9 protein-coding genes and 1 pseudogene are annotated in these 8,766 nt (G+C 58.5%); 5 read left to right on the forward strand and 5 right to left on the reverse strand.

Translation table 11 applies throughout. The features are described from left to right. Positions 1-3: 3 nt before the first annotated feature. Entirely contained in the window at positions 4-432 is a 429-nt protein-coding gene (locus B215_RS0117055; RefSeq protein ID WP_152997907.1) for a hypothetical protein, read from the forward strand. 327 nt (positions 433-759) lie between these two features. After that, positions 760-1,128: a response regulator gene (locus B215_RS0117060; protein WP_019370859.1), complete on the forward strand. Its 369-nt coding sequence runs from the start codon at positions 760-762 to the stop codon at positions 1,126-1,128. A 234-nt stretch (positions 1,129-1,362) separates the two neighbouring features. Here the strand turns inward: B215_RS0117060 and B215_RS0117065 are convergent, their stop codons facing one another. Continuing rightward, the gene (locus tag B215_RS0117065) at positions 1,363-3,201 is read right to left on the reverse strand and encodes a sensor domain-containing diguanylate cyclase (protein WP_019370860.1); all 1,839 of its coding nucleotides are present in this window, start codon (positions 3,199-3,201) and stop codon (positions 1,363-1,365) included. A 13-nt stretch (positions 3,202-3,214) separates the two neighbouring features. Continuing rightward, positions 3,215-3,763 carry a GAF domain-containing protein gene (locus B215_RS20395; protein ID WP_026009364.1) on the reverse strand — a complete coding sequence of 183 codons (549 nt, stop codon included), beginning with the start codon at positions 3,761-3,763 and terminating at the stop codon, positions 3,215-3,217. Positions 3,764-4,208: 445 nt separating this feature from the next. Here B215_RS20395 and B215_RS0117075 point away from each other — a divergent pair, with 445 nt between their 5' ends. Next, complete coding sequence (locus B215_RS0117075; RefSeq protein ID WP_019370862.1) at positions 4,209-4,613, forward strand: response regulator; 405 nt, start codon at positions 4,209-4,211, stop codon at positions 4,611-4,613. Positions 4,614-5,165: 552 nt separating this feature from the next. Here the strand turns inward: B215_RS0117075 and B215_RS22165 are convergent. Beyond that, positions 5,166-5,855 (reverse strand): DUF6445 family protein, encoded by a 690-nt coding sequence (locus B215_RS22165; RefSeq protein WP_443028895.1) that lies wholly within the window; start codon positions 5,853-5,855, stop codon positions 5,166-5,168. A gap of 87 nt (positions 5,856-5,942) precedes the next feature. On the opposite strand from B215_RS22165, the gene B215_RS0117080 reads away from it, so the two are divergent. Next, positions 5,943-6,161 (forward strand): hypothetical protein, encoded by a 219-nt coding sequence (locus B215_RS0117080; RefSeq protein ID WP_019370863.1) that lies wholly within the window; start codon positions 5,943-5,945, stop codon positions 6,159-6,161. 2 nt (positions 6,162-6,163) lie between these two features. Next, complete coding sequence (locus B215_RS21070; protein ID WP_082664497.1) at positions 6,164-7,402, forward strand: YcaO-like family protein; 1,239 nt, start codon at positions 6,164-6,166, stop codon at positions 7,400-7,402. A 202-nt stretch (positions 7,403-7,604) separates the two neighbouring features. On the opposite strand, the gene B215_RS0117090 is transcribed toward B215_RS21070, so the two are convergent. Together B215_RS0117090 and B215_RS20400 are read right to left on the reverse strand one after the other, a co-directional pair. Further along, positions 7,605-7,808: a hypothetical protein gene (locus B215_RS0117090; protein WP_019370865.1), complete on the reverse strand. Its 204-nt coding sequence runs from the start codon at positions 7,806-7,808 to the stop codon at positions 7,605-7,607. 178 nt (positions 7,809-7,986) lie between these two features. Beyond that, positions 7,987-8,766 (reverse strand): annotated as a pseudogene (locus B215_RS20400) (ISNCY family transposase); the annotation flags it as partial.

The raw sequence follows: 8,766 nt of genomic DNA on the forward strand, positions 1-8,766 counted from the left end.
GAGATGACAGACCTTTCCTCAACATTGTTCCAGAAACTGGAGTTCTGCCATGCTGCTATCCTCGCCGGCATGGCGGAAGTCGAAGAGCACTGCAGTCGTGAAATTCCCGATCTTGCTGCGCTTGCGCTTGTGAGGGTGAAGCTGAGCCGCGCCAGCACAGAGCGGTCCAAGCTAGTCCGCGATGTGATCGTCCCAAAACTCCTCGAAAATGCAGATCCCGCTTTTCGAGGCGAGCTGTCGTTGATGCTCGAAGCTTTCACGGCGAAGCGGGTGGCTTCAAGCAAACATGTTGCGACCTGGAGTTCCTGGACGATCCAGCAGAATTGGGACGGCTACCGCGAGGCATCGCGGACGATCCGGAAGATGATGCAGGACCAGATCGATCGTGAACGTAAAATCTTGAGCCGGCGCTTGCGCGAACGCGGGCTCTAGCTACCGACACCGAGCAATCCGCAACTAGAAGAGCCCGCCCGTGGGGGGCAGGCGGGCTCCTCATTGCAGTGACTCGCAGCGGGGGTGCTGCGGCGCCAGTGCGACCCGGGTTCCACGTAGGTCTGGTTCCGGAACTGAGTTTGTTGATCCAATCGGTCGTCAGAACAACTACGTACATAGCCGATATCGTCCGATGGCTAGCTGTTGGCCGACGTTGTAGATTTGGCCCTATCGGGTCACGAATTGTTGTGCCTAACGTGGCGGCTACCATCCCGCATATCGGAACGAGAACATTTCCTATTCATTTCGAGACCATAGGGGGTGATCATGGGACAACAATTCTCTTCGACGGTCCTCATCGTCGATGATGAGGACTACATTCGCGCGCTCGCATCCGCGGTTCTGCAGGAGGAGGGATTCGACGTGCTGCAGGCGGCCAGCACATCGGAGGCGCTCTACTTGGCCTCAACGCATGAGATTGACGTGTTGCTCACCGATCTTCACATGCCGGGGCCCATGGACGGGCTGCAGCTTGCCGCTCAAATCCGCACCAAGGCCCCTCTGCTACATGTGATCATCTCCTCTGGAGACGACGAGTCCGTCGCGAATAAGGATGCCATTGATGCCGTCTTCCTCCCCAAGCCCTACAGGCCGCATCAGCTGACGGGTGCGGTTCGAGCGCACTTCATAGGTTGAAGCCGGCAGACCGGAAGAGGAACTCGGTGTAGGGGCAGGCAGGTGTACCGCGCGTGCTTCTGCACGGCGGCACCCTTGCTGTTGGTCAAAGTTATCGGCGCGGCCTTCGGGCCCAGGATTGTTCGGGCATGCTGCCGATGTCGCTTCGGCTACTCGTGGTCGTGCAAAAGGCGCCAGACTCATGACGGTCGGCCGCAACTGCATGGGAGCGGCCGCCGTGCAGGCGCCGCCAGATCATGCCGCGCGTAATTCGGCGATGACAGCGCGGTTTCGGCCCTGACGCTTAGCACGATACACGGCCTCATCCGCTGCTTCCAACATCCGCTGCGTGCCACTCCCTTCAGATCTCACGAACCCGGCGATGCCGAATGACGCGGAAATAGGCGGCAGAACAGTATTCCCCGATCGCACGACGAGCTCGCCAAGTGCGAGCCGCAACCGCTCCACCCGGCGTGCGGCAGTTTCGGTCGTCGCTCCTGCGGCAATTACGGTGAACTCCTCGCCACCGTACCGGCAGACGATGTCGCCGTCGCGGAAGTGCTTCTGCATCTCCTCAGCCACAGCCCGCAGAACGGCGTCACCAGCATCGTGACCATGGGTGTCGTTGAAGCGCTTGAAGTGATCGACATCGCACATGATGACGGACAGGGGAACTTCAGACCTCTCTGCTCGGGCCAGTTCAACTTGCAAGCTCTCTTCAAGATACCGGCGGTTAAACAGGTTTGTCAGCGGATCGCGGATGCTCTGCTCCCTCAGATCCCTGCGGAGCACATGGTTCATAAGACCCGAACCGACTTCTCGGCTGAGGGCAGCAAGGCGATATTGCTCGGCGGCAGGTATCGACCCGATTACATGCACCAAACCTACAACGTCACCGCCGGCCATCAGAGGTTCGCAACAATAGTCTGCAGCAGCGCGGGCGTGCTCGCAGGCGAGATCGGGGTCTGAGGGATCGAAGACGTGAGGTTTGACAAGACGTAGCCCCCAGCATTTTTCGGGCTCGAACCACTCGGGCAGGCTTTCTGCATTCCCCCAAGAACCGACCTTGACGAGCTGGTTGCGACTGTTGCTGTGCGCGTAGACGGCCCCGCCTGTACCGGGCAGCAACTTCGGAACGAAGCGACGGATCACCTCCGCAAACTCTGGATCGGAGTTCGCCGACGTCATCCGAAGCGACATGGCGTTCAGAGTGTCCATTGCGGCGCCGCGCTTCTCCAGTTCTACAGATTGCCGGCGCAATTCTTTGTTCGCGATTTCAAGCGCGCTCTGATCAAGCACCTGCTGCTTCATGGTTGTGGAGAGGGTATCGGCCATCGTGTTGTAGCCCGCAGCAATGGACGCAAACTCGCGCCAGCGGACACCCTTGAGATCGATGCGAGCTGACCCGTCTCCAGCTGCAAACGCCTCGATCGAAACGATCATGGAGCGAACGTGCCTTCGGATAGATCGAATGGTCACCGCCTTCATCGCTAGTATGATCAAGACAATCACGGGCACTGCAACCAGCACGATTAGACGGTTCGTGCGAAAAAGCCGTTCCGCGCGAGCGGTGCGTTCCTGGAGCAGGAGGCGTTCGGCCACCAGAAAGTCGTCCCGCTTAGCATCCAGGTCGGCCATCAGCGCTTCAGATGCGCGCGAGCGTGCAAGGACCTGCCCGAACGGCAGAGCTGGGTAGGCTCCACTGGTCTGCAGCGCGATACCGCTGCGGAGGAGTTCAATACGCTTCTCAGCCGCGTTGAGCAGTGCCCGCGCGCGAGCATTTTGCTCAGGGTTGTCGGCTGTCGAGCGAACAAGCCGTCGTAGATCCGCCAGTGCTTCTTCAAGCCGGGCAAGCGAACTGGCCTCCGGGGAGCGCTTTCTCTCAATGATGGAGGCGCGCAGGTCGGATTCCGACCGCCGAATAATGTCCACAGGCCGTTGAGCCAGCTCCAGCACACGCTCCGTGTGCTGCGTCCGGCGGTAGCCACTCTCCATCTTCCACGAGGAATAGAGAAGCAGTGCGGCGAGACCGGACAGCGCAGTCGCTGTGATCAGGCCAAGTGCTGTAATCTTGCGGCTAAGGGAATCGAGCATAGTATGTGCTACTCTAAACAAGACGGAGCGGCGGGCTCAGTGTCCCTGAATCCACATTATTGATGAGGTGTTGGTTCAGATAGGTTGATGCCTGTTTGGCAAGCTCGTCGAGGCGCGCCAGCTGCGATGCACTGATCTCGGGTATTGGAACCGGACCTAGTGCGCACAGCGCGCCAACGGCGGCGCCCCCGACCATCAATCGGGCGCCGGCGTAAAATCGGACCTGGAGTTCGCCTACCACAAGTGGGTTGCCGTCAAACCGCTCATCCTGGGTGGCGTCCCGCACCAAGAGCGGTTTCTCCTGAGAAATCGTATGGCCGCAAAAAGCCTCTGAGCGTCTCGTCGTGCTCACCGGGATACACTCGCGCACGGGTATCCACTGACGGTGATCGTCGATGATCGTGACCGCCGCGGAGGGAACGCCGAAAAGCTTGGCCGCTTCGGAAACGAGGTGCTGGAGCTTGCCGAAGTCAGGCTTTGAGCTGACAAGCCGTTTCACGATGCGCTGACGCCCAACCTCATCCTTCGGATAAGGTCCCGGACTATAGAATAAAGTACTCATAGATACTCCCCGCCGGCAATATATGGTTAACGACGGAAAAGATAAGTAGGGAGTTTTACAGGGCCTCAATTGCATCGGACGTTAAGAGAGTATTAACTATTTAGTAGGGAGTACGACGTCGAAACGAACTGCTCCACCTTTGTCTAACCATTCACATATCATGGATCAGGATGCGATTACGTAGTTTTGCAGCGTAAACGGCCTCGAAGGTCGCGAACGACAGGTTGGTGGCTCGCGTCTGTCGGGATGCGGCAATCCATGGTCTGGTAGCATGCCGGTATCCGCGCTGTCGCCGAACCTCGGGTAGCCTCAGTATGATACCTTAGCGTAACAATCTCGCTGGCGTTCGCTGTTGGGGTTGTGTCACGATCTGCGGCCGCGTCGATGACGCACCCCATGCACGAGAGCGCTTGTCCTCCTCGTACGGTTAAGAAGATGCGCGAGAATGAACGGACCGCTCATACTGCTCGTAGAGGATGAGGTAAGGCTCCTTATGCAGGCCCGGACCATCCTCGAGGAGGGCGATTTTCAGGTACTTTGCGCTCTCAATACCGGTGAGGCGATCGAGATCCTGCATTCTGAGGGCTGCTATATGAACGCGCTTGTTACCGACGTCAATCTTGGCGATGGGCCGAGCGGTTGGGTCGTTGCGACCTTGGCGCGGCAGCTGAAGCCTTCATTGCCGGTGATCTACGCGACGGCCGAAAGTACCGAAAGCTGGCAGAGACAAGGCGTTGGCGAGAGCATTCTCCTTCGCAAACCCTATACGTCCGCCCAGCTGCTATATGCGCTTAACGGCGCGATCCGAGCACCGGTAGTCGTTGATCCTGCCAGACTTGCAAGCGGCTGAACACCGCAGCTTGCCTAAGTTTTCGCACTTCGATTTGGAATCCGCCCCCCCCTACCCAGCTGTTGCCGCCAGTTAGAAAAGGCACATTCCGCCGCAAGATAGAAATGGCACACGCCGCTCGTGGCAGCGGGGGCTGCGTGGAGCCCTCCTCATAGCGCAGCGCTGCCCCCGCTGATGCCCCACACTCCCGGCTCCTGTCCCCGGACCCGCTGCGCACGCAGTGGGCCCGGTTACACCGCCTCAACGATGCATCTCGTGCTATCGGGTAGGGCGTCGACGGCCGCCTCGACTGAGAACGACCAGCTCGAGCCGTTCGGCACCCTGTGCTAGGAGCGCTGCTCTTGCCGAAACCCGCCGTTCCCGCTTCATTGAGCAGACCCGCAACAGTACGCCTCTCGATCGTATGGCAATCCCTTATCGACCGCGGAAGGCGGACGTGCATCATCGCTAACAGGCCGATCGGCTCTGGTGACGAAAAAAGTAGTCGAACGGGCATAAACGATTGGACTGGAACGTCGCGTGCCTCGCACTATCGTCTCACATTGGCGGCTTCTACGTTACTTCGCCAGAGCCTTGATTTACCTTCCCTTGCCCAAAGGCTATACGCTGAGTGATTCGAGCTGCGGCGACTGAGAACGGAGATGGAATTTCACCCGGGATGACTGAGTGGAATGCCGATCCCGGATAGCAAACGAAACGGTTGTATACCCCTTGCACCCTGCAGACTTCAGCCCACTCAGAACTATCAACTATGTACCCCCGAACAATATGATTTCTGCGACTGCGGTGAACCTTGGCGAATTCGGCTCTCTCCTCGTGGGTCGAAAGCATAACGCGGCCAGATGGAAGATGGCGGTAAAAGCATGTAAAACTATCGGATTTGCTCGAAAGGTGGACAAGGCCAAATATTGGTACGTTATCAATATGAGGCACGGCCTGCCTGGAGTGCAAAGCCGAACCGGTCACTGTTACCACTGCGAAGTCGATCTCACAGGGAGCGTCTTCCGGCACATCCACCCCCCAAAGATTCAGATGATCCCTTATGTCTGACGAGAACGAGTCCGCTTCATCTCTCGGAAGAGGGCAATGCAGACCAGGATAGGATGAGTACCCTATTCTGTAGTCAGCGCCAAGCGCTTGGGCACGCACTTGATCAACGTTTTCGTAGAAGTTATCGACGACGAGAATACGATACTCAGGTCCGTCCACCCAATGAGTCACAGCGGCTGAGTTGATTCGCACTTGTTCTACACCCCGTATCGGCTATCCACAGTATCGGCAGCAAGCACGAACAGCAATCTCGCTCGTTGCCAACAGGGGAGATCGAGCATGGGTTACTGGTATATGTACGGTGAAAGCGATACCGGGTTCCAGGATTCGTTGAAACAGTTCTCAAATAAACTCGCGATGGTCGAGCCGAATTCTGACGGTAGCTTCGAGGTAGAAGTGACCGTACGGGGTGCCACGGAGGAACGGATGTCCTTTAAAGCTCAGAACATCGAAGAGCTTCGGGAGATGGTTGATCTTAACGCCGGCAAGATGGCGTAGCTTTGATTGTTGGTGCGAGTGAGCGGTGTGCTTCTGCAGAAGACTCTATACTGCGGGCACACCGTTTCCTAGACGAGAACAGAATTGAGGTGGAGTACAGCACAGAGGGTGAGGATATCGTCACGACGTATTGCAAGTTGATATCGGCGGATGGCTCGATAGCAATTGGCACTGGGAAGGGCCTTTCCGATCAAAGCCAAGCTTCTGCCGTTTTCGAAGCAATAGAGCACCTAGCGTCCGGAAGCCAGCCACCGGGATTGAAATGCGTAGATCTAGATCTACAAGGCGATGACGCCTATCTTGTCGGAGGAAGTCCCGGCTTTGCTGGCTTGCCATCTGGGCTGTCCCTCTCTCTGTCACGTGTCAATGCTTACGCACTGGGCGGAGAGCCAAAAGCCATTCAGTATCCGTATTTTCTAAGGGACCCCGGCTTCTGCTCGAGGGATACCGTGGAAGCGAACTGTCTTCGCGGGCTTGGACTGGCGCGATATGCGACCAATTCAGGCGTAGCAGCGGGCCTTTCTGCAACCGATGCGATCCTTCACGGACTTCTGGAATTGATCGAACGAGACGCAATTGGTGTCACGCTGCTTGCCACTATCTTTAGTAGTACGCCTCGACCTGTTCGAAGACTCTCCCGTGAACGCTTAGGGGATTTGCTCGGCGAAGACTTGAACCGGATAGAGACTGCGGCCGGGAGGCGGCTAGACGCCTGGGATATTACAACTGACCTGCAGGTCCCGGTTTTACTCGCACGGCTCAAGGGGCAAGATGGAAGGGCATTCTATGGCTCGGGCGCTTCTCTTTCATTCGCCTACGCGCTCTTGAGGGCTGGTACTGAAGCTCTTCAGTTTGTTCATGGTGTAAGGAGCGGCAGGGTGGTTGCCCCTGCTGTTGAACGCGAGCGCCACCTTCTGCCGATGTCCGCAAGCCAGCTGCTAAACGGGCAGTTCGGGTTCAGGGGCGGCGAAGAGGTGGGTCCGTGGGGAGCCGATGCCTCGCGTCACTTGGACCTATCCTCGGCCGAGCAGGTCGATGAGATTGTCTCGATGCTCATCGTTAGAGGGATTCACGTTTATCACTGTCCCTTGCTGTCTGGGGCAGTGCACGTAGAGCACGTGATCTCCCCACAACTCGAGAGGTTTTTCCTCGTCAGTTATGGAGTGCCGGTTGCCCCGGGGTCCCGTGGGAAGGCCTTCTTGTCTGGTCGAAATTCTCCTGACAGCTCTCCCCTGTGCTAGATTTGCGCCTGAAATGTGCTGAGGGCTACCCGCGCACTCTCTGTCATTCCGCGAGGCACTTTAGCGAGGGGTGAATGTCGGCTCCTGACAAGAGTTGCCGTTCGACCAATCGCTCCTGAACGGCAGGTATGTCCCAAAACACGTCGATCGCGCTTTCGGCAGCAGTAAACCAGCCCGCATCACCCCGGAGCGGCCACCTGCATCAATGCGACTTGTTTGAGCTGGCGTGCAGGGTCAGCGTCACCGCGTTGCGAATGATGAACCAAGCCGACATTTTGTGGTGGTCGCCTGAAGCCATTGCCTCGTCGATTTTCGCTTGCAGGTAGTCTGCTACGTCGTCGCCATATTGTTCGATCAACTCGTAGGCGATCAGGAAGGCGCGCGATTCCGCATCATCGTTTTGCACGCTTCTGTATAGCGGAGTGCGGCGAGCCCGACACTCCGAAATATTGGCGGCAGAGGGACATGCCGTAAGCGCTCTTGACCTAACCCTCCATCATGTGAGCTACCAGTCGGTGCTCCTCCCAGTCCAACGTCCGCGCGTCCGCAACGGGGGCGGGAGCAGCCCGGCAGCTTTTCCATCATCAGCGGACAGTCTGCTTTTCCTCCATAGAGGTGTCCAGCTGACGCTTGACGCGGGGGAGGGGCGGTCTTCCCCTCCGCTTTGGGGGCTCGGTCCCCGAACGACCATCATCCAGGGTCACGCGCGACGTAGCGAAGACTCCCACCGACTGTGAGCTGCGAGCTGGCGCATTGTTGTTCCGCTGGCGGTGGTGCGGGTTGGCGCTCTGCATGGCCTGCGCCATGGCGAGGGCCGCGCCAAGCCGCTTGTTCTCGACGATCTCGGCCTGGTTGACCCGCTGCATCTTGTCGTAGACCCGGTAGGGCAGGACGACTTCGCCGTGCCGCACCTCAACGCGTCCATCGGGGAATTCGCATACATGGACGCGCTTGCGGGCCAGCGTCCGCGTCAGCGGCGTCGGCTCCAGGATGAACATCGCCTTATTGTAGTGGAGCGCCAGAGCGCCGGTGACGGAGCGCTCGACGCGCCAGACCATCTCGGCTTCCACATTCTCGTGCGGGGCAAGCGGCCGATGCGCGTCGCGAGGGTCTGCAGGCGGGCAGGCGAACTGAGCATTGTGGCGCAAGAGGTAAGAGGGGAGGAAGGTGTTGGCCTCTTCGATGGAGGAGATGCCTTCAAGTCGCATCGCTTTGACGAGGCGGTTCTGGAGCGTGCTGTTGGCCCGCTCAACCCGCCCCTTGGCCTGGGGCGAGTTGGCGCAGATGATCTCGACACCGAGCTTGTCGAGCGCGCGGCCAAGGTGCGACATGCCGTCGCTGTCGGCCGTCGCGCGGTTGTTCCG

Origin of the sequence: Sphingomonas sp. ATCC 31555 (assembly GCF_000282895.1) — a bacterium.
In the GTDB taxonomy this organism is placed as follows: domain Bacteria; phylum Pseudomonadota; class Alphaproteobacteria; order Sphingomonadales; family Sphingomonadaceae; genus Sphingomonas.

What these genes read in the sequence shown, in the direction of transcription:
- B215_RS0117055 (WP_152997907.1), top strand. Translation starts at nt 4, where the DNA reads ATGACAGACCTTTCCTCAACATTGTTCCAGAAACTGGAGTTCTGCCAT.
- B215_RS0117060 (WP_019370859.1), top strand. Translation starts at nt 760, where the DNA reads ATGGGACAACAATTCTCTTCGACGGTCCTCATCGTCGATGATGAGGAC.
- B215_RS0117065 (WP_019370860.1), bottom strand. Translation starts at nt 3,201, where the DNA reads ATGCTCGATTCCCTTAGCCGCAAGATTACAGCACTTGGCCTGATCACA.
- B215_RS20395 (WP_026009364.1), bottom strand. Translation starts at nt 3,763, where the DNA reads ATGAGTACTTTATTCTATAGTCCGGGACCTTATCCGAAGGATGAGGTT.
- B215_RS0117075 (WP_019370862.1), top strand. Translation starts at nt 4,209, where the DNA reads ATGAACGGACCGCTCATACTGCTCGTAGAGGATGAGGTAAGGCTCCTT.
- B215_RS0117080 (WP_019370863.1), top strand. Translation starts at nt 5,943, where the DNA reads ATGGGTTACTGGTATATGTACGGTGAAAGCGATACCGGGTTCCAGGAT.